The organism is Hymenobacter sp. 102 (genome assembly GCF_049949205.1).
In the GTDB taxonomy this organism is placed as follows: Bacteria; Bacteroidota; Bacteroidia; order Cytophagales; family Hymenobacteraceae; genus Hymenobacter.
Genome location: NZ_CP188172.1, coordinates 4,167,626 through 4,191,163 on the forward strand (window position 1 = coordinate 4,167,626; position 23,538 = coordinate 4,191,163).

21 protein-coding genes are annotated in these 23,538 nt (G+C 58.8%); 9 read left to right on the forward strand and 12 right to left on the reverse strand.

The features are described 5' to 3' along the window. Window positions 1–39: 39 nt before the first annotated feature. From ACN19L_RS17960 to argB, 5 genes are all read right to left on the reverse strand, one after another. Window positions 40–705: a hypothetical protein gene (locus ACN19L_RS17960; protein WP_426490839.1), complete on the reverse strand. Its 666-nt coding sequence runs from the start codon at window positions 703–705 to the stop codon at window positions 40–42. Between the two features lie 26 nt (window positions 706–731). Further along, window positions 732–1,265, reverse strand: coding sequence for a TetR/AcrR family transcriptional regulator (locus ACN19L_RS17965; RefSeq protein ID WP_426490840.1), 534 nt, complete (start codon window positions 1,263–1,265; stop codon window positions 732–734). Window positions 1,266–1,821: 556 nt separating this feature from the next. Further along, entirely contained in the window at window positions 1,822–3,129 is a 1,308-nt protein-coding gene (argH, locus tag ACN19L_RS17970; protein ID WP_426490841.1) for an argininosuccinate lyase, read from the reverse strand. Between the two features lie 155 nt (window positions 3,130–3,284). Then, entirely contained in the window at window positions 3,285–4,352 is a 1,068-nt protein-coding gene (locus ACN19L_RS17975; protein WP_426490842.1) for a M20 family metallo-hydrolase, read from the reverse strand. Next, window positions 4,340–5,122, reverse strand: a complete 783-nt coding sequence (argB, locus tag ACN19L_RS17980; RefSeq protein WP_426490843.1) for an acetylglutamate kinase — start codon at window positions 5,120–5,122, stop codon at window positions 4,340–4,342. The genes ACN19L_RS17975 and argB overlap by 13 nt, the downstream gene beginning before the upstream one ends. Before the next feature lie 603 nt (window positions 5,123–5,725). On the opposite strand from argB, the gene ACN19L_RS17985 reads away from it, so the two are divergent. From ACN19L_RS17985 to ACN19L_RS18025, 9 genes are all read left to right on the forward strand, one after another. After that, window positions 5,726–6,295 (forward strand): GNAT family N-acetyltransferase, encoded by a 570-nt coding sequence (locus tag ACN19L_RS17985; protein WP_426490844.1) that lies wholly within the window; start codon window positions 5,726–5,728, stop codon window positions 6,293–6,295. Window positions 6,296–6,504: 209 nt separating this feature from the next. Next, entirely contained in the window at window positions 6,505–7,695 is a 1,191-nt protein-coding gene (gene argG, locus ACN19L_RS17990) for an argininosuccinate synthase (RefSeq protein ID WP_426490845.1), read from the forward strand. Next, complete coding sequence (argC, locus tag ACN19L_RS17995; RefSeq protein ID WP_426490846.1) at window positions 7,685–8,665, forward strand: N-acetyl-gamma-glutamyl-phosphate reductase; 981 nt, start codon at window positions 7,685–7,687, stop codon at window positions 8,663–8,665. Before argG ends, argC begins: the two co-directional genes overlap by 11 nt. A gap of 161 nt (window positions 8,666–8,826) precedes the next feature. Next, window positions 8,827–9,966, forward strand: a complete 1,140-nt coding sequence (locus tag ACN19L_RS18000) for an aspartate aminotransferase family protein (protein ID WP_426490847.1) — start codon at window positions 8,827–8,829, stop codon at window positions 9,964–9,966. A gap of 513 nt (window positions 9,967–10,479) precedes the next feature. Then, window positions 10,480–11,565: a glutamine-hydrolyzing carbamoyl-phosphate synthase small subunit gene (gene carA / locus ACN19L_RS18005; protein WP_426490848.1), complete on the forward strand. Its 1,086-nt coding sequence runs from the start codon at window positions 10,480–10,482 to the stop codon at window positions 11,563–11,565. A gap of 168 nt (window positions 11,566–11,733) precedes the next feature. After that, complete coding sequence (locus ACN19L_RS18010) at window positions 11,734–12,141, forward strand: hypothetical protein (protein ID WP_426490849.1); 408 nt, start codon at window positions 11,734–11,736, stop codon at window positions 12,139–12,141. Window positions 12,142–12,258: 117 nt separating this feature from the next. Then, window positions 12,259–12,600 (forward strand): hypothetical protein, encoded by a 342-nt coding sequence (locus ACN19L_RS18015; RefSeq protein ID WP_426490850.1) that lies wholly within the window; start codon window positions 12,259–12,261, stop codon window positions 12,598–12,600. Between the two features lie 59 nt (window positions 12,601–12,659). Beyond that, the gene (gene carB / locus ACN19L_RS18020) at window positions 12,660–15,908 is read left to right on the forward strand and encodes a carbamoyl-phosphate synthase (glutamine-hydrolyzing) large subunit (RefSeq protein ID WP_426490851.1); all 3,249 of its coding nucleotides are present in this window, start codon (window positions 12,660–12,662) and stop codon (window positions 15,906–15,908) included. A 294-nt stretch (window positions 15,909–16,202) separates the two neighbouring features. Next, window positions 16,203–16,526 carry a hypothetical protein gene (locus ACN19L_RS18025; RefSeq protein ID WP_426490852.1) on the forward strand — a complete coding sequence of 108 codons (324 nt, stop codon included), beginning with the start codon at window positions 16,203–16,205 and terminating at the stop codon, window positions 16,524–16,526. Window positions 16,527–16,761: 235 nt separating this feature from the next. Here the strand turns inward: ACN19L_RS18025 and trpS are convergent, their stop codons facing one another. The 7 genes from trpS to ACN19L_RS18060 form a co-directional block, all read right to left on the reverse strand. Beyond that, entirely contained in the window at window positions 16,762–17,739 is a 978-nt protein-coding gene (gene trpS / locus ACN19L_RS18030; protein WP_426490853.1) for a tryptophan--tRNA ligase, read from the reverse strand. 10 nt (window positions 17,740–17,749) lie between these two features. Then, window positions 17,750–18,298, reverse strand: coding sequence for a hypothetical protein (locus tag ACN19L_RS18035; RefSeq protein WP_426490854.1), 549 nt, complete (start codon window positions 18,296–18,298; stop codon window positions 17,750–17,752). 75 nt (window positions 18,299–18,373) lie between these two features. Further along, entirely contained in the window at window positions 18,374–19,123 is a 750-nt protein-coding gene (locus tag ACN19L_RS18040) for a queuosine precursor transporter (protein WP_426490855.1), read from the reverse strand. A gap of 83 nt (window positions 19,124–19,206) precedes the next feature. Beyond that, the gene (locus ACN19L_RS18045) at window positions 19,207–20,124 is read right to left on the reverse strand and encodes a ribonuclease Z (protein ID WP_426490856.1); all 918 of its coding nucleotides are present in this window, start codon (window positions 20,122–20,124) and stop codon (window positions 19,207–19,209) included. 162 nt (window positions 20,125–20,286) lie between these two features. Beyond that, entirely contained in the window at window positions 20,287–20,661 is a 375-nt protein-coding gene (locus ACN19L_RS18050; RefSeq protein ID WP_044002696.1) for an STAS domain-containing protein, read from the reverse strand. Window positions 20,662–20,762: 101 nt separating this feature from the next. Beyond that, the gene (locus tag ACN19L_RS18055; RefSeq protein ID WP_426490857.1) at window positions 20,763–21,593 is read right to left on the reverse strand and encodes a DUF4198 domain-containing protein; all 831 of its coding nucleotides are present in this window, start codon (window positions 21,591–21,593) and stop codon (window positions 20,763–20,765) included. Between the two features lie 66 nt (window positions 21,594–21,659). Further along, window positions 21,660–23,498, reverse strand: coding sequence for a glycosyltransferase (locus ACN19L_RS18060; protein ID WP_426490858.1), 1,839 nt, complete (start codon window positions 23,496–23,498; stop codon window positions 21,660–21,662). Window positions 23,499–23,538: the final 40 nt, after the last annotated feature.

Genomic DNA, 23,538 nt, shown 5'->3' on the forward strand with positions numbered 1-23,538 from the left:
AACCAAAGCCCCGGCCAGAGTTACTGGTCGGGGCTTTGGTTAATGTGGTAGTTCCGTGTGGGCCTGGTTAATGGGCAGATAGGGGAAATCGGGTCCAAACATTCCATCCGCACTGAATTTCTCGTCCAGAAAACGCGGGTCAAACTCTTGGCTGAAGTCCCAGGTACCTACGTACTGCACTTCCCCTGGCCGAATATCAAACAAGTAACGAGTATTGCGGAGTGTCTGGCTGTTGCGATGTTTTCGGATTGGTTCTACGTGTAACTCTGCCCCATACCATTTGCTATCTGAAAACTCGTAGTTGATGAGGGCATAGCGGCCCGGAGGCAGAGCGTAACAAAAGGCGTTTTCGCGGCGGGAGCGAAGAATAGGTTTAACACTGAGCCTGAAATAGTTGCCCGTAGTGAGGTTCACTAGCCGAATGTACTGGCCTAAACCGCCACTGCGCGTACCTCCTAAACGCTGCACACAACTGCCATACAGCACGCCCTTATCAGCAGGGAGTTGTTTGTGGGAACTGCTCCAGGCAGCCAGAGGCCACACCAGCACCGGTCCCGGATGCTGGTCGAGCGAATCAGGTTGCAACCGCACGTATGCCAACTCTTGCTCCAGCTGTTGTACCTGTATCCTCGTCTGCGCCTGAGCCGAAGTGATGCCGAATACGCTAGTGAGTGCTACACCTCCTAGCATCCAGTGCAAACGCATAGCTGTAGTGAATAGGTAGTAATATTCTATTGCCGGCCGTATTTCTGCTTGATAAAGTCCAGCATGCCTTGGCCGTGCGTATCGTCGGTCTTAGTGGCTTCCTGCTTCCAGAGCGCCTCCACCAGCAGCAGCAGCAGCTCGGTTTCCTTTTCGGGGTCTTCGTAGCCAAGCTTCCCGAAGGCGTCGCGCAGCAGAGAAGGCACCGGCTTCATAAACCGCTCGTGTTGCTGCCGGGCCATTTCAGAGTCGGCCAGGCGGTACTGCAGCTTCCAGAAGTGCGGCTCGGCCTGCACCAGCTTAAACGGCAACTCAATCACGCTGTAGATGAATGCCAGCGGATCAGGCTCAGCCAGGCCCCCCCGGTTATCTTCAATAATGCGCTTATAGCCGTTGCGGATAACAAATTCCAATAGCTGGTCCTTGGAGCCGAAATGCTTGAAAATAAGGGCTTCGGATACTCCGGCGGCTTTGGCAATCAGCTGGGTGGAAGTATTCTCGAAACCTTTTTCCCCAAATAGCTGCAATGCTATGTCGGCAATGTGCTGTTTGCGGTTTGTCATGTAGCGGTTGGTTTAGCGCAGCGAAGAGAGACGGAGGCGGATGGCACACGGAGTTCCATTCCAGGCGCAAGTTCGGGCTCTATTCGCTAAAAACGCGTTTTTTTTCAAAAAAGCAACGGGATTTCCAAAAGCCCTACTACGTGACCAAACAGAAGCCGGCCGACTCGGAGGTTCCGAATCGGCCGGCTACGTGGTTTCCGAAGATCAGCTGGCGAGGAGCCGGGGGCAAACTCGCGCGATTTTTCGGAAAGGCCGGCTGAGGGTGGGAGTACAGCCGGATTAACAGAGCGTGGGAATTGCTACGCGGCAGCTAGTGGGAGTCGCTACCGTTAGTGGGACAATATTACGCAAGGATTCGGAAACAAGTAAGTATTAGCTTACTTTTTTTCGTGAGTAATCACTCACCACTATAAATATTGTATTTATACTTCTGAAAAACAGTTGTTTATAGTAATTGTATATAATTTTGTCATTTCTATATAGGAGAGTTAAAACCTGTTCGTCACCCAATCCGAGCCCGCGTTACCGACACGAGTCGGCAACACGGGCTGTGGTTTTATCTGGCACTGGTTAGGTGGCTGCCTTGGCGGAACCGCGCCACCTTCGCCCGGATTTCGTCGAGGCCCAGGTTGTGCACGCTACCCAGGTGAGTGGTCTGGAATTCCTTGTGCGGCACGTAGGAGCCATCTTCCACGGCCAGTCCCACCTGCTTATAGGCCGTGCGGAAGGGCGTGCCGGTCTGGATCAGCTGGTTGATGTTCTCCACCGTAAACACGGCGTCGTACTTGGGCTGGTTGAGCAGGTCGGGCTTGATGCGCAGCTGGGGCAGGGCAAACAGCACAATGTCGAGGATGTCGAGAAACTGCGTCATCGGCTCGAACAGGATTTCCTTCAGAATCTGGAAGTCCCGGTGGTAGCCGCTGGGCAGGTTGCTGGTAGCCAGCATGAGCGTGTTGGGCAGGGCCTGCAACGCGTTGCACCGCGCCCGAATCAGCTCAAACACATCCGGGTTTTTCTTGTGCGGCATGATGCTGGAGCCGGTAGTAAACTCTTTGGGCAGCTCTACAAAAGCCATGTCCTGCCCGTTGTAGAGTACTAAGTCGTAGCTCATCTTGGCCAGGGTGGCGGCCATGCCGGCCAGAGCAAAGGCCACAGTTTTCTCAGTTTTGCCGCGCAGCATCTGGGCCCCCACGCTGCTCACGGCCAGGTTGCCGAAGCCCATTTCCTGGGTTGTCCGCAGCCGGTCGATGGGGAAGGAGCTGCCGAAGCCCGCGCCCGAGCCCAGCGGGTTCTGGTCGGCCACGGTATGGGCCGCTTCAAACAGGGCCAGGTCCAGCAGCAGGTGCTCGGCGTAGGCCGAAAACCACAGCCCGAACGAGCTGGGCATGGCCGCCTGGAAGTGCGTGTAGCCGGGCATCAGGTCGGTTTTGTGGGCCTCCGCCTTTTGCAGCAGCACCTCTACCAGTTCCAAGGTTTTGATGGCCGCGCGCCGGGTGTAGTCTTTCAGGAACAGCTGAATGGCCGTCAGCACCTGGTCGTTGCGGGAGCGGGCGGTGTGGATTTTCTTGCCCGCGTCGCCGTAGTGCTCGGTCAGGTACGCTTCGATTTTGGAGTGCACGTCCTCGAAATCCTCGCCGATGGTGAACGTGCCGGCTTCCAACTGGGCGGCCAGCTCCTGCAGGCCCTGCTGCAGCTGCTGGTTTTCCGCCGCGGAAAGCAAGCCCGCCCCGGCCAGCATATTGGCCTGGGCCCGCGACGCCTGCACGTCGAACTGCGCCAGGTACATGTCCAGCTCCCGGTCGCGCCCGACGGTGAACTGCTCGATTTTTTGATCAACGGCAATGCCTTTATCCCAGATTTTCATGTTCAGTTGCTGCTAAAAGCTAAAAGGCTAGTTCCCCTCCTTGGAAAGGAGGGGGTAAGGGTGGTTGATGAACGTTGGAACGCTATACTGAGCTTGCCGAAGCAGTAGAGATGCTTCGGCAAGCTCAGTAGGACGGTCTTTTACCGGCAATATTCTCACAGCTCCAGCCCCTCCAATAGCTCCACGTAGCCTTGCACGCCGGCGCGGATTTCGCTGAGCAGGATGTACTCATCTGGGGTGTGGGAGCGGGCCGAGTCGCCGGGGCCGATTTTGACGGTGGTGAAGGGCATCATCGACTGGTCGGAGAGGGTAACGGAGCCGAACGTACGGCGGCCCAGTGCCCGGCCGCGCTGCACCAGCGGATGCTCAAGGGCAATGCGGGAGGAGTTGAGATGGGTAGAGCGAGGCGTGACGTCGGACGTGAGGTGCTGGCGCACTAGCTCTACTACCTCCGGATTAGAGTATAGCTCGTTGGTACGCACATCAACTACGAAGGTGCAGCGGTCGGGTACCACGTTGTGCTGGGAGCCGGCTTGGAGCTGCGTTACCGTCAGCTTCACCGGGCCCAGCAGCTCCGACACCCGCTCGAACCGATAGTCGCGCAGGCGCTGCACGTCGTCGAGGGCTTTGTAGAGGGCGTTTTCGCCTTCCTCGCGGGCGGCGTGGCCGGTGCGGCCGTGGGCTACGCAGTCGAGCACCACGAGGCCCTTTTCGGCCACGGCCAGGTCCATCTGCGTCGGCTCGCCCACGATGCCCAGGTCAATCCGGGGCAGCAGCGGCAGCAGTCGGCGGATGCCGTTCAGGCCCGATACTTCTTCCTCGGCCGTGATGGCGCAGATGAGGTTGTAGGGCAGGTTCTCCCGTTCGTGGAAGTAGAGGAACGTGGCCAGCAGACTCACCGCTGAAGCCCCCGCGTCGTTGCTGCCCAGGCCGGTCAGCCGGTCGCCTTCCACCGCGGCCCCGAACGGGTCGGCGGTCCAAGACGCGCCGGGCTTCACCGTGTCGTGGTGGGAGTTGAGCAGGATGGTGGGCTTGGCCGGGTCGAAGTGCTTCGAAACAGCCCACACGTTGTTCGCGTCGCGCTGGGGGCGGGCCCCCCGGAACGCCAGAAACCGGAAAATCAGCTCGGCCGTCTGGTCTTCTTCCCGCGAGAAGGAGGGCGTCTGCACCAATTGGGTCAGCAGCTCAATGGCGTCGTCGGTGAGGGCGGTTAGCTCCGGCATAGCACGGTTTTTACGGGCTCGTTGATGCGCAGGGCGTGCTCGATAACCACCCGCTCCACGCCGGCTTCCAGGGCGGCAAAGGCGTTATCCAGCTTGGGCACCATGCCGGCCGCAATAATGCCCGCGGCCTTCAGCTGCTGGTATTCGGCGGCAGTTATCTGCGGAATCACCGAGGCGTCGTCGGCCACGTCGCGTAGTACGCCGTCCTTCTCGAAGCAGTAGTGCAGCTCCACGGCGTAGTGCGGGGCCAGGGCGCAGGCCAGTACGCTGGCAATGGTATCCGCGTTGGTGTTGAGCAACTGGCCCGCTCCGTCGTGGGTGATGGCGCAGAACACGGGTAGCAGGCCGGTTTCCAGCAGCTGGCGCAGCAGGGGCACGTTCACGGCATCGGCCGGCAGGTCGCCCACGAAGCCGTAGTCGATGTCCTTGACCGGCCGCCGCACGGCCCGGATAGCATTGCCGTCGGCCCCCGAAAGGCCCAGCGCATTCACGCCTGTGGCCTGCAGGCCGGCCACCACCTGCTTGTTGGTTTTACCGGCGTAGAACATGGTCACGATGTCGAGGGTGGCCGCGTCGGTGATGCGGCGGCCCTGCACCATCTGAGGTTCCTGGCCCAGGTCGCGCAGCATCTGGCTGGCACCTTTGCCGCCGCCGTGCACCAGCACCTTGCGGCCCGGCACCCGCGCCAGCTCCCGCAGAAACCGCTGCAGCTGGGCGTCATCATCAATAATGCCGCCCCCGATTTTAAAAATTTTCAGGCCTTCGCTCATAGGATGCAAGTAGGGAGAAATGCGGCATTGCGCGCCGTACGCTGCCAAAACGGGGCTCATCGGGCCCCGGCCGCAACCGGGCGGCTTCACTGTTAAGAAATTTATTTTGCTCCCGGAGCGGCAAAGTTTCCGAAAAAAATCATCTAGTTTTGCAACGATTTAGCGGTTTAAACGATTTAAACCGTGAAAACACTCCCTCGCCGCCCCGCGGCCCCCGTCATGATTCAACTCTCTTCTATTGCGCTTCTGCGACGACCTAGACTGGTCGTGCGAATCATGCCAGCTTAACCGCTGGCTGCAATAGTACGTCCGGGTTCCGCCTCTACCGCGAACCGACGCCGGGTCCTCCCTCCGGAGCCCACCCCAAGAGACACTTTACGAATCAACCGACCATAGTCCGAGTGTAAGCCTTCGTGTGACGTTGCCCGGTATCCGCCGGGATGCCCCGCTCCCCGGCCTGCTGGCCCCACCTTCTTTTTGGGTTTTTGTCGCTATCGGCGTTTCTGCCTGAGCATAGGCTTTGCCTGGCCCGCGCCGTTCCCCTCCTGCTTTTCGTCTTTCCGAGTCTGCTGCCCAACTCAGGCAGCCCACCGAGCTTTGACCATGTTCCTACGAGTCGCCGATGCTGCCGATGCGCAGTACGTGGAAACCCTCTGTCAATGGTACGCCGAATCCGCCAAAACCCGCGGCGTCGGTATTGCCAAGCGTGATCCTAACTATCTGATTAAGAAGATGGAGAAAGGTGATGCCATCATTGCCTTCATCGGTGACCAGCTGGCGGGTTTCTGCTACATCGAAACCTTCGAGGATGCCAAGTTTGTGGTGAACTCGGGGCTGATTGTAAATACTGAGCTGCGCAAAGAGGGCCTGGGCCGCGCCATCAAGCACCGCGTGTTTGAGCTGTCGCGCACCAAATACCCGGCGGCTAAGATCTTCGGTATCACCACTTCGGCGGCCGTGATGAAGATCAACAACGAGTTGGGCTACCGTCCCGTGACCTTCCCCGAGCTCACGCAGTCAGACGACTTCTGGAAGGGCTGCTCCAGCTGCAAAAACTACGGCATCCTGATGGAAAACCAGCGCAAGATGTGCCTCTGCACCGGCATGGTGTACGATAATCTGGATGACAGCTTCACGCAGCAATCCATTGAAATTCTGGAGCAGAAGCAGTAGAGAATACCAACCAGAACGTCATGCTCCATCTGGCGTCCGCTTGCCGAAGCATCTCTACCGCTTCGTGCTCACGAGTGAGTTAGCCATAGGTAGAGATGCTTTGACTACACCTCCGGCTTCGCTCAGCATGACGTTATTTTTCCCACAATATCAGCACGCGAGATGCTTCGGCAAGCTCAGCATGACGTTCTCATAATCTTCAGCACTCCATGAAAAAAAAGGTAGTTCTCGCCTATAGCGGCGGCTTGGATACGTCCTATTGCGTGGTGTACCTGACCCGCGAGCTGGGTCTGGAAGTCCACACGGTGATTGTCAACTCGGGCGGGTTCTCCGAGGAGGAGTTGGCCGGCATCGAGCAGCGCGCCTACGAAATGGGCTCCACCCGCCACGAGGTGATTGACGTGACCGAGCGGTTCTACCAGCAGTGCCTGCGCTACCTGCTGGCCGGTAACGTGCTCAAAAACGATACCTACCCGCTGAGCGTGAGTGCCGAGCGGATGTTCCAGAGCCTGGCGCTGGCCGAGTATGCCCGCGAGAACAAGGCCGACTACATTGCCCACGGCAGCACCGGCGCCGGCAACGACCAGGTGCGCTTCGACGTGGCCTTCTCGGTGATTTCGCCCGACACCGAAATCATCACGCCCATCCGCGACCTAGGCCTCTCGCGCCAGCAGGAAATCGAGTATCTGCAGGCCAACGGGGTGGAGATGAGCTGGGAAAAAGCCAAATACTCCATCAACAAAGGCATCTGGGGCACCAGCGTGGGCGGGGTAGAAACCTTGACCTCCCGCCAGGGCCTGCCCGAGTCGGCCTGGCCGACGCAGCTGAGCAAGCACGAGCCGCTGGAAATCAGTATCACCTTCGAGAAAGGCGAGCCGGTGGCCCTGAACGGCGAAACCATGAAGCCAGTGGACCTGATTGTGGCCCTCAACGAGTTGGCCGGCCAGTATGCCATCGGCCGCGACACCCACGTGGGCGACACGATTCTGGGTATCAAGGGCCGTGTAGGCTTCGAGGCCCCCGCGCCGCTGATTCTCATCAAAGGCCACCACTTGCTGGAAAAGCACACTTCCAGCCGCTGGCAGCTGCTGCACAAGGACTACATCGCCAACTGGTATGGCACGCTGCTGCACGAAGCGCAGTACCTCGACCCGGTGATGCGCGACATGGAGGCGTTCCTGGAATCGTCGCAGGAGCGGGTGTCGGGCACGGTGTACGTGACGCTGAAGCCCTACCAGTTTGAGCTGCTGGGCGTGGAGTCGCCGTTTGATATGATGCAGTCGAAGGTGGCTACCTACGGCGAGGAAAACAACGCCTGGGACTCGCGCGACGCGAAAGGCTTCATCAAAATCTTCAGCAACCAGCTGCGGATTCACGGCTCGTTCAACGATGAAAATTAAGGCTGGTATCGTCGGCGGGGCCGGCTACACGGCAGGGGAGCTGTTGCGGATTCTGCTGCACCACGAGTTTGTGGAGCTGGGTGGCATCGTGAGTTCCTCCAACGCCGGCAACCCCATCTACCAGGTGCACGACGACCTGGTGGGCGACACGGAGCTGCGCTTCGCGGCCGCGCTGCAGGGCGATGAGGACGTGGTATTCCTGTGCCTGGGCCACGGCAACTCCAAGGCCTGGCTGACCAAGCACGAGCTGCCCGAAACCACCCACATCATCGACCTGAGCAACGACTTCCGCCTGGAAGCTGACGCGGAGTTTGAAGGCCGGGAGTTTGTGTACGGGCTGCCGGAGCTGAACAAGAGCCAAATCCAGCAGGCCCAGAGCATTGCCAACCCCGGCTGCTTTGCCACGGCTATCCAGCTGGCGCTGCTGCCGCTGGCCCAGGCCGGCAAGCTCCGGGACGACGTGCACGTATCGGCCATTACGGGCAGTACGGGCGCGGGGCAGAGCCTTTCGGAAACCGTACATTTCTCGTGGCGCACCAACAACGTGTCTATCTACAAGCCCTTCACGCACCAGCATTTGGGCGAGATAGGGGAGAGCCTAGCGCAGCTGCAGCACGCGCTGAACGTGGACATCCACTTCATCCCGTACCGCGGCAACTTCACCCGGGGCATCTTCGCCAGCGTCTACACGCCGTCGGACCTGACCCAGGACGAGGCCCGCACGCTGTACCAGCAGTTCTACCAGGACGCCCCGTTCACCACGGTATCGGAAACGGAAGTGCACCTGAAGCAGGTAGTTAACACCAACAAGTGTCTGCTGCACGTGCATAAACTCGGCAAGCAGCTACTCGTCACCTCGGTTATCGACAACCTGGTGAAAGGCGCTTCCGGCCAAGCCGTGCAGAACATGAACCTGATCTTCGGCCTGCCCGAAACGACGGGGCTGGGGTTGAAAGCTGGACTGTTCTAGTTCAGAACGTCATGCTGAGCTTGCCGAAGCATCTCTACCGCTTCGCAAGACCATTGATTACCCTCGGTAGAGATGCTTCGGCAAGCTCAGCAAGACGTTCTGTTAGGATGTTCTGTAGGCTTGCTTCTAAGTTCTAACCTCTCAGCTCTCACATCTATACCATGGAGCTTTTCAACGTGTATCCGCTCGTCAACATCACGCCCGTGAAGGCGCTGGGGGCGAAACTCTGGGACGACAAAGGCCAGGAGTACCTGGATTTTTACGGCGGCCACGCCGTTATCAGTATCGGCCACTCGCACCCGCACTACGTGCAGCGCATCACCGGGCAGCTGCAGAACCTGGGCTTCTATTCCAACTCGGTGCAGATTCCGATTCAGCGGGAGCTGGCCGAGAAGCTGGGCCGGGTGTCGGGCTACGAGGACTACACGCTGTTTCTGTGCAACTCCGGGGCCGAGGCCAACGAGAATGCGCTGAAGCTGGCTTCCTTCCACACTGGCAAAAAGCGCGTCATTGCCTTCAAAGGCGCGTTCCACGGCCGCACCTCAGGCGCGGTAGCCGCTACGGATAACGCCAAAATCGTGGCACCTTTCAACGCCGACCACCACATCAGCTTCCTGGAGTACGACCTGGCGGCGGTGGAGCAGGTGCTGCAGGGTGGCGACGTGTGCGGGGCCATCATCGAATCCATCCAGGGCGTGGGCGGCATCATTATGCCTTCCGATGAGTTTTTGCAGGGGCTGGCGGCGCTGTGTAAGCAGTACGGCGCGTTGCTGCTGGCCGACGAGGTGCAGAGCGGCTACGGCCGCAGCGGCAAGTTCTTCGCCCACCAGCACGCCGGCATCCGGCCCGACGTTATTTCGGTGGCCAAGGGCATGGGCAACGGCTTCCCCATTGGCGGCATCCTGATTGCGCCCGAGCTGAAAGCCTCCTACGGACTGCTGGGCACCACGTTTGGCGGCAACCACCTGGCCTGCGCCGCCGCGCTGGCTGTGCTGGAAGTCATTGAGCAGGAAAACCTGGTGCAGCACGCCGCCGAGCTGGGCGACTACCTGCGCACGGAGCTGGAGGCCCACGCCGGGGCCGAGGAAATCCGCGGCCGGGGCCTGATGGTGGGCATTAAATACGATTTCCCCATCAAAGACCTGCGCGACCAGCTGCTGGCGGAGCACCACATTTTCGTGGGCAACGCCTCCGACCCCACGGTGCTGCGCCTGCTGCCCCCGCTCAATATCACCAGGGCCGAGGTAGACCGGTTTTTGCAGGCGCTGTACGCATTAATTCCGGCCGAAGTGAAAAAGTAAACGACCTGTGGCCTAACTTGCAGCCCCAATGAGTAGCACCCTGAAGTTACCGAGCCACGCTCCCCTTCTGATAAGCTGCCCGCTGCCATTGGTGACTCCTGCGCAGCAACCGGCCGGTTCTTTCCCCGAAAGAACAGCCTCCCCCTTTTCCTTCCAGCAGTTGTGCCCGCCCGACTTTCCGATGCCCGACATCTGGAAATGGCAGGGTGCGGGACCGATTGAGCTAGTTTCTTTCTCTCCCGTTTGGCTTACCTCCTTGTTCGGCTGGAATAGACCCCCGGTATTCGGTTCTGTTCCAGCCGAAATTGTATCCGGCCGGTTGCAAATCCTGCTCGCAGCCCCGTTGCGCCCCGCTACACGCCCGGCCCCATGCCTCGCCGATAAGCTGTTTCCGACCCGCGTTGCGCGGGCGACCAGGCGCACCTGCCGCCTCCGGGAACGGGCCCGGCAGCTGCATGCTCGCTTTACCGCAGAAAATTAATCATCAGAGTAAACCCTTTTTCGCATAACAGAGTGGAAAACGCTAAATCGGTAAAACTCGTCCTCGAAGACGGTACTGAAATCCAGGGCCAGTCGTTCGGCGCCTTCACCTCCGCCGCGGGCGAGGTGGTATTCAGCACGGCCATGACCGGCTACCCTGAAAACCTCACCGACCCGTCCTTCGCCGGGCAGATCCTGGTGCTGACGTACCCCATCGTGGGCAACTACGGCGTGCCGGGCGAGGAGCTGTACGAGTCGATTTCCAAGATTTTCGAGTCGGACAAGATTCACGTGGCGGGCCTGGTGGTCAACTACTACTCCGAGGAACACAGCCACTGGCACGCTGCCAAGAGCCTGGGCGAGTGGCTGGCCGAGTACAACATCCCCGGCATCTGCGGCGTGGACACGCGCATGCTCACCAAAAAGCTGCGCGAGAAGGGCGCCATGCTAGGCAAAATCGTGGCCGAAGAGGATGTGCCCCTACACGACCCCAACCAGGACAACCTGGTGGCCCAGGTGAGCCCCGCCGGCGTGCAGCACTACGGCACCGGCAAGAATAAAATCGTGCTGGTGGACTGCGGCACCAAGACCAACATCATCCGCTGCTTCCTGGAGCGCGACGTGGAGCTGATTCGGGTGCCCTGGGACTACGACTTCACCCAGCTCGACTACGACGGTCTGTTCCTGAGCAACGGCCCCGGCGACCCGAAAATGTGCGTGCCCACCATCGAGCACCTGCAAAAGGCGCTGGAGCAGGACAAGCCCATCTTCGGCATCTGCCTGGGTTCCCAGCTCATGGGCCTGGCCGCCGGCGGCGACACGTTCAAGCTCAAGTACGGGCACCGCAGCCACAACCAGCCGGTGAAGCTCACGGGCACCCAACGCAGCTACATCACCAGCCAGAACCACGGCTTCGCGGTGGACACGGCCACGCTGCCCGCCGAGTGGGATATGCTGTTCGAGAACCTCAACGACGGCACCTGCGAAGGCATCAAGCACAAAACCAAGCCCTTCTTCTCCACCCAGTTTCACCCCGAAGCCGCCGGCGGCCCCCAAGACACGGAGTTTCTCTTCGACCAGTTTCTGGACGAGGTAGAGAAGTACAAGGCTGGCAAGTAGCCGGACGACCAAGCTCAGCACGACGGAAAAGAACGTCATGCTGAGCTTGCCGAAGCATCTCTACCGCTTCGTTTAGTTTGTCAGTATTTCTCTCTGTCTTCTCTGCTGATAAAAGCATTAGAAACTGCAACCTTACAGAAACCTGACAACTAACTGCGCGTCAACGTCATGACTTCAAATATTAGCTTGGAAATCAAGGTAATTGAAAGGTTTGTCAATAAGGATAAACGCGAACGGTACATTCAGTTTGTTGCTTCTGAGAAGAACAGAGCAAAGTTTATCAAAGACTTGTCTCACTGGAATTTTCTCGAGTCGTCGCTATTCACTCCGGTAAATGGAATTGAAGAAGATGTGGTTATGACAACTACCGCAAGAAACGGCGTAGCTAACGACACCTGTTATGTCATAAGTGAAAACAAGCAAATAGACGGCAGATTCTTAGGTACTAAGGAAGCTCTAGCGGAAACAGTAGGGCATGGGTTAGGCTCGATTCTGGTTTTCGGGAATGCTGAAATGATATTTTATGAGTGCGAAACGCGAAATATTAGATATATAAGTAAAAAGGTCGTTAGGTGATACATTTCAATTCTGCCCCATCTCACCCTCTAACTTCGCTCCCTCAAACGCCCTTCCCACATGCCAGAAAAACGTAGAGGTTTGCCAAACTGGGTGTATTTAGCGGCTGGCGCATTGGTGTTAGCCATTTACCTGTTCAGCAAGTTTCTGGCCCGGCCGTTGCTGCTGAAAGCGGTGAGCAACACGCCGGCCGCGCTAATTACCAAGCTGATGGACTCCACCCGGGTTTCGCCGCGCATTACTGACCGTACCGGCCGGATTCAGAAGCGGGACTTTAAGATGGCGAAGATGAGCCCCAAGCGAGATACCCTCGTTTTTCGCTACCTGATGCACGGTCCGCGGGCCGATGCTACCGTGAAGCTCCGCATGGTCCGGCGGCCCTCCGGGCAATGGGACATGACCACCCTGGACACGCTGTTCAGCGCGCCAGCCCCACCAAAGCAAGCTAGTAAGCGGTAACCTACCTCACACGACTTTTACACAGGACTCGCGCGCGGGTCTGGTACTCAACTCCTAGAATGGAAAAACCACAGAAAGTTCTCATCCTCGGTTCCGGCGCCCTCAAAATCGGGGAGGCCGGTGAGTTCGATTACTCCGGTTCGCAGGCCCTCAAGGCGCTGAAAGAGGAAGGCATCCGCACCATCCTCATCAACCCCAACATTGCCACCGTGCAGACGTCGGACGACATTGCCGACGACGTGTACTTCCTGCCCGTGACGCCCTACTTCGTGGAGGAAGTCATCAAAAAGGAGCAGCCCGACGGCATCCTGGTGGCCTTCGGCGGCCAAACGGCCCTGAACTGCGCCGTGGCCCTGTACCGCGCCGGCGTGTTCGAGAAGTACAACGTGCGCGTGCTCGGCACGCCCGTGCAGAGCATCATCGATACCGAGGACCGCGACATCTTCAAGGAAAAGCTCGACCAGATTGGCGTGCTCACGGCCCGCAGCGAAGCCGTAACCACGATGGAAGACGCCTTGGCCGCGGCTGAGCGGATTGGCTTCCCCATCATCGTGCGCGCCGCCTTCGCGCTGGGCGGCCTGGGCAGCGGTTTTGCCAACAACATGGACGAGCTGCGCACTCTGGCCCAGAAGTCCTTCTCGACCTCCGACCAGATTCTGGTGGAAGAGTCGCTGAAAGGCTGGAAAGAGGTGGAGTACGAGGTGGTGCGCGACCAGTTCGACAACTGCATCACCGTGTGCAACATGGAGAACTTCGACCCCATCGGGATTCACACCGGGGAGAGCATCGTGGTGGCCCCGTCGCAGACGCTGAGCAACCGCGAGTACCACAAGCTGCGCAGCATCGGCATCAAGACCATTCGCCACCTGGGCATCGTGGGCGAGTGCAACATCCAGTACGCCCTCGACCCGCACTCGGAGGAGTACCGCGTGATTGAGGTGAATGCCCGCCTCTCGCGCTCCTCGGCCCTGGCCTCCAAGGCTACGGGCTACCCGCTGGCTTTCGTGGCCGCCAAGCTCAGCCTGGGCTACTCCCTGGCCGAGCTGAAAAACAGCGTGACGCAGACCACCTCGGCCTTCTTCGAGCCCTCACTCGACTACCTGGTGGTGAAGCTGCCGCGCTGGGATTTGAGCAAGTTCGCGGGCGTGCAGCGTCAGATTGGCTCGGCCATGAAGAGCGTGGGCGAGGTTATGGCCATCGGCAAAACCTTCGAGGAAGCCGTGCAGAAGGGCCTGCGCATGCTCGACACCGGCCGGCGCGGCTTCGTGGCCAACAAGCCCGAGCCCATTGACCTGGCGGACCTCGACCGGCTGCTGAGCGAGCCGAACGAGGAGCGCATCTTCGCCATCAACGAAGCTTTCCAGGCCGGCTACGACGTGGAGCGCGTGTACGAGCTGACGCGCATCGACCGGTGGTTTTTGCAGCGCCTCTACGGCATCTACCAGCTGGGCCAGCAGCTCGGCGAGAAGCGCCAGCAGGGCGGCCTCGATGCCCTCGATACCGACCTGCTGCGCCAGGCCAAAAAATCGGGCTTCTCGGACCAGCAGCTGGCCGTGCAATTGCTCGGGCCAGCCGAGGTGAAGGCCAACGAAATGCTGGTGCGCGCCCGCCGCAAGGCCCTGGGCGTGCTGCCCGTGGTGAAGCAAATCGACACGCTGGCGGCCGAATTCCCGGCCCAGACCAACTACCTCTACCTCACCTACCACGGCACCGAAAACGACCTGGCGCCGGAAACCGATAAGTCGGTGGTGGTGCTGGGCTCGGGCGTGTACCGCATCGGCTCGTCGGTGGAGTTTGACTGGTGCGGCGTCAACGCGGCCCAGACGGTGAACGAGGAGGGCTACAAGTCCATCATCATCAACTACAACCCCGAAACCGTCTCGACCGACTACGACGTGTCGGACCGCCTGTACTTCGAGGAATTGAGCTACGAGCGGGTGATGGATATCCTGGACTTCGAGGCGCCGCAGGGCGTGATTCTGAGCACCGGCGGGCAGATTCCGAACAACATTGCCACCCGCCTCGAAGCCGCCGGCGCACCCATCCTGGGCACCGCCGCCTCGCGCATCGACGAGGCCGAAAACCGCCACAAGTTCAGCAGCATCATGGACGAGCTGGGCATTGCCCAACCGCGCTGGAGCGAGCTGACCACTATGGAGGCCATCTACGACTTCGTGAAGCAGGTGGGCTTCCCGGTGCTGATCCGGCCGAGCTACGTGCTGTCGGGCGCGGCCATGAACGTGGTGTCGAACCCGCGGGAGCTGGAGGAGTACCTGAAGCTGGCCGCCGAGGTCAGCGCCGAGTACCCGGTGGTGGTGTCGCAGTTCATCCAGGATGCCAAGGAAATCGAGCTGGACGCGGTGGCCGACAAGGGCGAAATCGTGTCGTACGCCATATCGGAGCACGTGGAGTTTGCCGGCGTGCACTCGGGTGATGCCACCATGTACTACCCGCCGCAGCGCGTGTACGTGGGCACGGTGCGCAAGCTCAAGGTCATTGCCGAGAAGATTGCCAAGCGCTTCCAGATCAGCGGGCCGTTCAACATCCAGTTCCTGGAGAAAAACCGCGAAATCCGCGTCATCGAGTGCAACCTGCGCGCCTCGCGCTCCTTCCCGTTCGTGAGCAAGGTATCGGGCAACAACCTGATCAAGAAGGCCACCAAGGTGCTGCTCGGCCAGCACGTAGACCGCGACGCGAGCGAGCTGGTGTACGACCTGCCCTTCGTGGGCGTGAAGGCCTCGCAATTCTCCTTTACCCGCCTGCAGGGTGCCGACCCGGTGCTGCGCGTGGACATGACCAGCACCGGCGAAGTGGGCTGCCTGGGCGACACGGCCGAGGAAGCGCTGCTGAAGTCGTTGCTGTCGGTGGGCTACCGCATTCCGGAGAAGACGGTGCTGATGTCCAGCGGCCCGCTGACGTCCAAAGTGGCCCTGCTGGAATCGGCCCAGGTGCTGGTGCAGCGCGGGTACACCATCTACGCCACCCACGGCACGCACAGCTTCTTCGCCGAAAACGGCGTGCCCAGCTCCCTGGTCTACTGGCCCGACGAGCTGCAGGAGCCCAACGCCCTGACCTACCTGCGCGAGCGGAAAATCGACCTGGTTATTAACATCCCGAAGAACACGACAAAGGGCGAGCTGGACAACGACTACAAAATCCGCCGCACCGCCGTCGACTTCAACATCCCGCTCATCACCAACGCCCGCCTGGCCAAAGCCTTCATCCACGCCTTCACCACGCTGAAAATGCAGGATCTGAGCATCAAGAGCTGGAAGGAGTTCAAGGCGCAGACTGAGCCGGTGCTGTAAGCCGGTAGCATCGGGCTGAAACGAATGGTTTCCGGGCACCTTCCCAGTGGAAGTTGTTCGGAAACCATCGTTTTTGCCCTACTGCCACTGGGAGGTTGCCCGGAATCAGTTGGTTTTAGCCTACTTCCTAGTGGAAGTGGCTCGGAAACCATTGATTATGTCCTCATGCCACTGGGAAGTTGCTCGGAAACGATGGTTTTCGGGCCACTTCCACCGGAAAGGCGCTTCAAAACCATACATCATCAGGACGTTCTTATGCTTTTGTTCTGGAACCTCTTATAGCGCTTGTCAACGATGGGACACAAAAACGTTTGCCTGAACTGTCGCAAAGCCTTCAATATGCCTTTTGGCGTGACTGGCGAAATGACGTGCAGAGAATGTGGGCAGCAGATGATTCGACTGCCACACCGGTTTCGCCCGCCGAAGAAAACGGAAACGGCTAAATGGGAAACCGTGAAATTTCTTGTTGAGCACGGCTTTTCGTATCAGCACATCTACCACGTTGATGAGAATCCTGTGCGAAACGACAAGGTTGAAAACTATGTCCAGTACCCGGAGAATATGCGGGAGGCGCAGGAGTTTGTAATCATGTACCGCGCCCAGGCTAAACAGAAATAGTAGTTGGTAAGATTACCAGCGCAACGGCCGCAAATACGGTCCAGAAACAAGGAAAAGCGGTAGGCGGCGCTTCGTACCTTCGTACTACCGCACGGTTATTCCACCTCACCACACGGCTGCCTCCTGAAAAGGTGAAGCCCCCGGTGTTGGAGCACCGAGGGCTTCGAGAAGTAGGTGGAAGAAGTACCTGATTTCTTGTTGTAACGAGAAGAAAGTGTGCGTTGAAACCGGGTTGCTACCGCACTTGGTAGCCGACTTTCTCGCGCACTTTGTTGAGGACGGTGCTGCCGTAGGCCTGTGCTTTAGCGGCACCCTCGGCCAGTTTGCGGTCCAGCTCGGGCAGGTTGTTCATGTAGTACGTGAACAGCTCCCGCTCCCGGGCAAAGCGCGTGCGGATGGCCTCGTACAGGGCCTGTTTGGCGTGGCCGTAGCCGTAGCCCCCGCGCAGGTAGTTCTGGCGCATGTCCTCCACCTGCTCGGGCGAAGCTACCAGCGAAAACAGCCGGAAGGTGTTATCTGTATCGGGGTTTTTGGGCTCTTCCAGCGGGGTGCTGTCCGACACGATGCTCTTGATGGTTTTGAGCAGGGCCTTATCATCCACGAAAATGTCGATGATGTTGCCGTAGCTCTTGCTCATCTTCTGGCCGTCGAGGCCGGGCACAATCATCACCTGCTCATCCACGCGGGTCTGGGGCAGCACGAAGGTTTCGCCGTAGCGGCTGTTAAAGGCCGAGGCAATGTCGCGGGTGATTTCCAGGTGCTGCACCTGGTCTTTGCCCACGGGCACAAACTCGGCGTCGTAGAGCAGAATATCGGCAGCCATGAGCACGGGGTACGTGAACAGGCCCGCGTTTACATCGGCAAGCCGCCCGCTTTTGTCCTTGAAGGAGTGGGCGTTGGCCAGCATGGGATAGGGCGTGAAGCAGGACAGGTACCAGGCCAGTTCCGTTACCTGCGGCACATCCGACTGGCGGTAGAGCAGGTTCTTGTCCGTGTCGAAGCCGCAGGCCAGCCAAGAAGCGGCCACGGCGTAGGTGTTCTGACGCAGCGTTTCGGCGTCGCGCACGGTCGTGAGGGAGTGCAGGTCGGCAATGAACAGCAGGCTTTCGTTGGCGCTGCTTTTGGAGAGTTCAATGGCCGGAAGGATGGCGCCAAGCAGGTTGCCCAAGTGCGGGCGGCCGGTGCTCTGAATGCCGGTGAGGATGCGGGACATGAATCAAAGTTTAGCGTGGATGGCTAACCTGTTGGTTATAGCTATGCACGTATGCAGGAAAATTGCGGCAAGTAAGCTGTTGCTGCGTCAGTAGCTGGCGCAAGTTCGAGTTGTTACCGAATACTTTCAACAACAGCTTTTGGTCTCGGGAAGAAAAGGTGCCGTGGTCATAGTGGCTGCTATTATCGTGAATGACGACAAAATTTGTTTCGCCACGTTTTCTTAGCAGGAAGGATGTAGTAGAACGACCTGGGCTTGTAAACAGGTAATATATGAATAGGGCAATATCACCAGTGTCCTTTAATATGGCGAAATCATGCGCTATGTGTATACTTTCTCGCTTGAAGCGCACAGTGAAGTTAGATACTGGTTCAAACCGAGAACTGCCCTGTTCAAACCAGCTTATCTGTTCAGGAGCTAGTATTAGCTGTTTTGCAGAGCCTGTATCGACAATAACATTACGTGTTCCATCTGGGAAATAATGGATCTTTCCAGTGCGTACAGGTTCACCTTGCAATTGATACCTCTGAGCAGTGGCCAGACTTGGAACAATACTCAAACAAAGCCAGAAGCAGTATGCTCGAATGTTCACACTAGTTGAAGATAAATCCTGAATAAAGAGCAATTCTATTTGTTACACAGCCTCGTCGGCCACGGCTTCCTGCTGCAGTTCCCGGGTAGCCTCGTCGCCCAGGTATCGGTCGATGATAGCGTGGGCGAGGTAGAGCACGGGCGTGAGCAGAATGGCCGCCGCAAATTTATACCAGTAGTTGGTGTTTGCCACGCTCAACACCTGATCAAAGCTCCAGTTGCCAAATATGTAGAAGGCCACGAACAGCACCACAAACGAATCGACGAGCTGAGAAATAAGCGTGGAGCCGGTGGCCCGCAGCCAGATGTAGCGCCCGCCCGCTACGCGCCGGAACCACTGAAACACCGAGGCATCCAGCACCTGCCCGATGATAAAAGCCGTAATGGAGCCAATGATAATGCCCAGCCCCTGCCGGAAAATGCTCTGGTAGGCAAACTCGATGTTGAAGGGCCGGCCCTGGGCGTCCTTGCTGTTCACCTCCAGCCAGAACTGGGCTGGCGGCAGCTTGGTAGTGGCCAGAATCACGAGGAAGGCGTACAGAATCAGCCCCACCGTAAGGAAGCTCACGCGCAGCACTCCGGCCCGCCCGAAATACTCATTGATAATGTCGGTGGTAATAAAGACCACGGGCCAGATGATGACGCCCGCCGTCAGATTGCCGGGCAACCCCAGCAGCGTCTCCACCGAAAAAATCTTGACCCCGATAATCTCGGCCAGCAGCGCATTCACGATGAAAATACCGCTGAGCACCAGGTACAGCTGCTGTTTTTTGTGGGATAAAGGTTGGGGCATACGGGAGGAGAAAAGAGAATCAATGGCTGATTCCAGGTACTGAAGCTGGCGTCATGCTTCGCTGCGCGCTGTCTGAGGTTCCGCTACTCGGCCAGCGAAACCGACAGGCCTTCCACGGCCAGCTCGGTCCATTCAAACTGAGTTTTGGCCTCGGCCAGCAGAGGCTGCAAGTCGCGGTAGCGGCTGCTGAAGTGGCCGATGAGCAGGCGGTGCACCCGGGCCCGGCGGGCCAGCAAACCGGCCTGGCGGGCAGTGGAGTGGTGCGTAGCAGCGGCCCGCTCGCGCATATCGTCCAGGAAAGTGGCTTCGTGGTAGAGCAGATCTACACCGTGGACCAGGTCGGCCAGGTTTTCTGTGTACAGCGTATCGGAGCAAAAGGCGTAGCTGCGGGCCCGCTTGGGCTCGGCGGTTACCTCGGAATTGCGCACCTGGGTGTGGCCGTAGTCATCGAGCAGGTCGTCGCCGGAGGTGAGGGCCGTGAGTTGGGCAGGGGTGAGGCCGTTAGGCAGGCGCTCGGCCAGCAGGCGGCGGCGCTTGGGCTTCTCCCGGAACAGGTAGCCGCAACATGGAATGCGGTGGCGCATGGGCAGCGTATGCACCGTCAGGTTCTTGTCCTCAAAAATCTGGAGGTGCTGAGTGGTATCGACGGGAGTAAATTCCAGCTCAAAACAGAGGTGCGTATAGGAGTGCCGGAACTGCGTAGTCAGCACTTCATCTAAACCAGGCGGGCCAAACAGGCGTAGCGGCTCGGTACGGCCGTTCAGATGCATGGTGCCCAACAGGCCAAATAGCCCAAAAAAATGGTCGCCGTGCAGGTGGCTGATGAAAATGGTATGGATGCGCTGATGCCGGATTTTATGCTCCATCAGCCGGCGTTGGGTACCCTCGCCGCAATCGATAAGGTACTGGGTACCGCCCACCGTAAGGACCTGCGCCGTGTGGTGACGATCCAAGAAAGGGGTGGCGGAGGCACTACCCAGAATTTTCAGCTCGAACTCCAAAATTTAGCTGTTAGCTACTAGCTGCGGGCTGCTAGCATATGCGGTAAAACAAACTAAGGGCGCGGTTGCGGAATCACAGACGGAAATAAAAAAGCTGTTGGCTATTAACTATCAGCGGAAAGCTAACAGCTAATAGCCAACAGCTAACAGCTTCTATACCGGCTATTCCTTGCTGGTCAGGTCCCGCTCGATGGCGTGAAGAAAAATCCGGTCGATGCCTTCCTCCACCGTGGGCAGGATGTGCAGGACCGATTCCAGTTTGCTGATGGTAATCAGCTTCATGACGTGGTCCTGCAGGCCGGTGAGCACCAGCAGGCCGCCGGTAGAGTTGCACAGGCGGTTGGCAATCAGGATAGAGCTCAGTCCCGAAGAGTCCGTGTATTTTACGTTGCTCAGGTCCAGAATCAGATTATTGATGCCCTCGGCATTCAGCTTCACGAATTCCGACTTCAGATCCGGCGCAACAGTCGTGTCGAGCTTTTTCTCATCAATCGTGATAATCGTGTAGGTTTCTTTCTTATCGATGGAGTACTTCATACCGCAGGTTATTCGGTGGTTACGGGAGTTGCGAAGGTAACAAAAAAACTCTTGAGACGTGAGGAGTTGATGAAGGACGGAAAGTAGGCCAAAACGATGCACTAAGGCCGTTTTTTACCGACTATTCCAAAGGTCAGGGTGCTCCAGGTGCTCTGCCAGTCGGCGGGGAAGCCTGACGGAGTTGGTTGCAGATACACAGTGCTGGCAAGGTACTCACCAGCCTCCGATAAACGAAACAGCACCCGACCATTTTGGTTGCTGCGGAGCCTATGCAAGAGAGCCTGCGGCCGATGGCCACGTAACCAGAGAGCTACCGGCTGACCAGCTACCGGACGCCCGCTGCGAAGTACACGCACCGTAAACGCGGCACCCGGAGCCAGCGTGTACGGATTCTGTTCCGGTACCAGTTCCAGTGGCAGATTCAGTACCCGAGCCCAGGCGCGGGCAGTATCGGTCAGAACTGCCGGACCCGCCTGCACCAGGGTTTTGGCGCACCTGCGGTACGATTCCCGGACGAGCTTGGTTGCGTTGTCGGGACTAGGTGGTTGGGTGCCTGTGGCTTGTAAATTTTCCTGTTCTACGTAGGCGGCAAAATCAGCGGCTGAGAGGGAGAGGTAAGCATTATCGGTGGTCAGGGCCAGCAGGTGAGTGCCGGGTTGAGCCAGCGTAACGGTACTGGCCAGCGTGTCAGAAGCAGTAGGAAGGGCCAGCAGGCTAGCGGGGGGCTGGCCCGGGGCGAAGTGCCAGAAACTGATAAGGCGGTTACGCTTTCCGGCCCAGGCTTCCCCCTGAAAATTGCTGCCAATCAGCCGTCGGATGTGCACCTGCGCGCCTGGCAGCACCTGAAAGCGGGTTGGCTCCAGCCAAAACTCGCGGGCGGCCGCCGCAGTAACTACCAACACGCTCAGACTGAGGAACAGGTACTTGCGCATGAGGCAAAAAAGAAGTGAAGCCAGCCCTACGCCGCTTCACTTCAGGGGATGAACTGGTACACGTATCTAGTGTCGCTCCAGGGCTAGTTGATAAGCCCGGTCATAATGCACCCGCAGGTTTTTCCAGTCAAATAGCTCAGCAGAGCTTTCCACGTTGTTACGCTGCATGATTCGCTCACGGCGGTTGAGCTGCACGAAGTTCCAGAGCATATCGGTTAGTTCCTCGGCGGCTTCATCGAAGCTCTTTTCCTGGCGCTGCACCACAAAAATACCTTTGTCCTCGTGGTTGGGCACAGTCTGCATCACATAGTCGCCGAAGCCGGACAGGTCACTGGTAATGGCCGGTACGCCGCGGGCCACGCACTCCAGCGGGGTGTAGCCCCAGGGCTCGTAGTAGCTCGGGAAAATACCCAGGTGGCAGCCACGCACAAACTGCCCGTACTCCATGCCGAAGAGAGGGGAGGTGGGGGCCACGAAATCGGGGTGGTACACGATTTTCACCCGGTCATGCTGGTTGTTCACGAGGTTGGAGCGGCGCAGGAAATTCAGGATGTCATCCTGGGCGTCGTCCACCAGGTTGTGGGTAATGACGGGGGGCAGGTTGGAGGTTTTCCAGGTCTGGAGCAGGCGGCGGTAGCGCAGCTTCCAGTAGTCGTCCACCATGCTGCCCAGGTCGGGCAGGCGGTGGTCGGTGCTGGCGGCGGCGGCGTAGAACAGCCGCTCGCCCACCTGCTGCTCAATGGCTTCGCAGGTGGCCTGCACTTCTTCCAGCACGGCCCGGCTCTGCAGCACCTGGGGGTTGATGCTGTGGAAGGGCCGCTTGGTGATGAAGAACATGACCACGTTGCCCTCCAGCCCACTTTGCTGGAGGCGGTAATTGAGGCGGGCCAGGGCTTCCAGCGTCAGGTCGAAGCCCTTGTTGTGGTACTCGTAGCGGCCCGAGGTGAACAGGTACAGCGTCTTATCCAGGTCGAAGGAATACGACTGGAAAAAATGCGCCATTACAAACTCGTGAATCTTGCTTTTGTACTGCTGGTGCAGGTTCTGGAACTCGTGCAGGGCCACAAACCGCTCAATGTTGAGGCCGTTGGGCAGCACCGCGTCCGGAATCCGGTCGAGCAGGTAGATGCACTCCCGCACCGTTAGCTCGCTCACGGTGGTAAACACGTGGGAGCCGTGGGCGGCGGCCCGCTCCATCGTCACGGCCGGCTCAATGTTGAAGTGCCGGGCTTCGGCCTGCCAGTCCACCTGCATGAGGTGGTCGTAGAAGTTGGGGTCGTTCATGGCCAGGTAGCGGCCCAGCAGGGTGGCATGGGTGGTGAATACCACGTGCACTGGTACCTGCTCGCGGCGCAGCGCCGGAATGGCTACGCCCGTCATCCACTCGTGAAAATGGGTGATAACGCGCTGGGGGGGGACCACCTCGGCGGCCAGGATCTGCAAAAACACTTTCGCCAGCTCCCCAAAGGCCACTACCTGGTGCAGCAGGTCGTCGTTATCGGGCACCGGAATGTGATGGTGATGCCAGAGGTCGGACTTGATCTGGCCGAGGTGGGGGTAGGCCTGGTAGGGGTTGATGAGCACCACCCGGGGCCGGCCCGTTACCAGCCAGATGCCCATGCACACATCGTAGCCACGCTTGCGCATTTCCAATACGGCCCGGGAAAACGGATCAGAGAGCTTGGCCAACTGGTAGTCATCGTAGGGCTCAAACTCGCCCTGGGCCTGGTGCGCGAAATAGGGGCCCAGCAGACAATACCGGTCGTCCCAGACCTGCACGGTGGCGGGCACTTTGCTGCGAATAACGGTGTAAATCCCGCCAACCTGATTACAGACTTCCCAGGCGGCTTCCACCAGCAGGGCATCAGGAGCCACAGGCTCGGGCGTGGGTAAGGGAACTTGCATGAACAAACAACTACGGATGGGAGTACCGGCAAGATATACG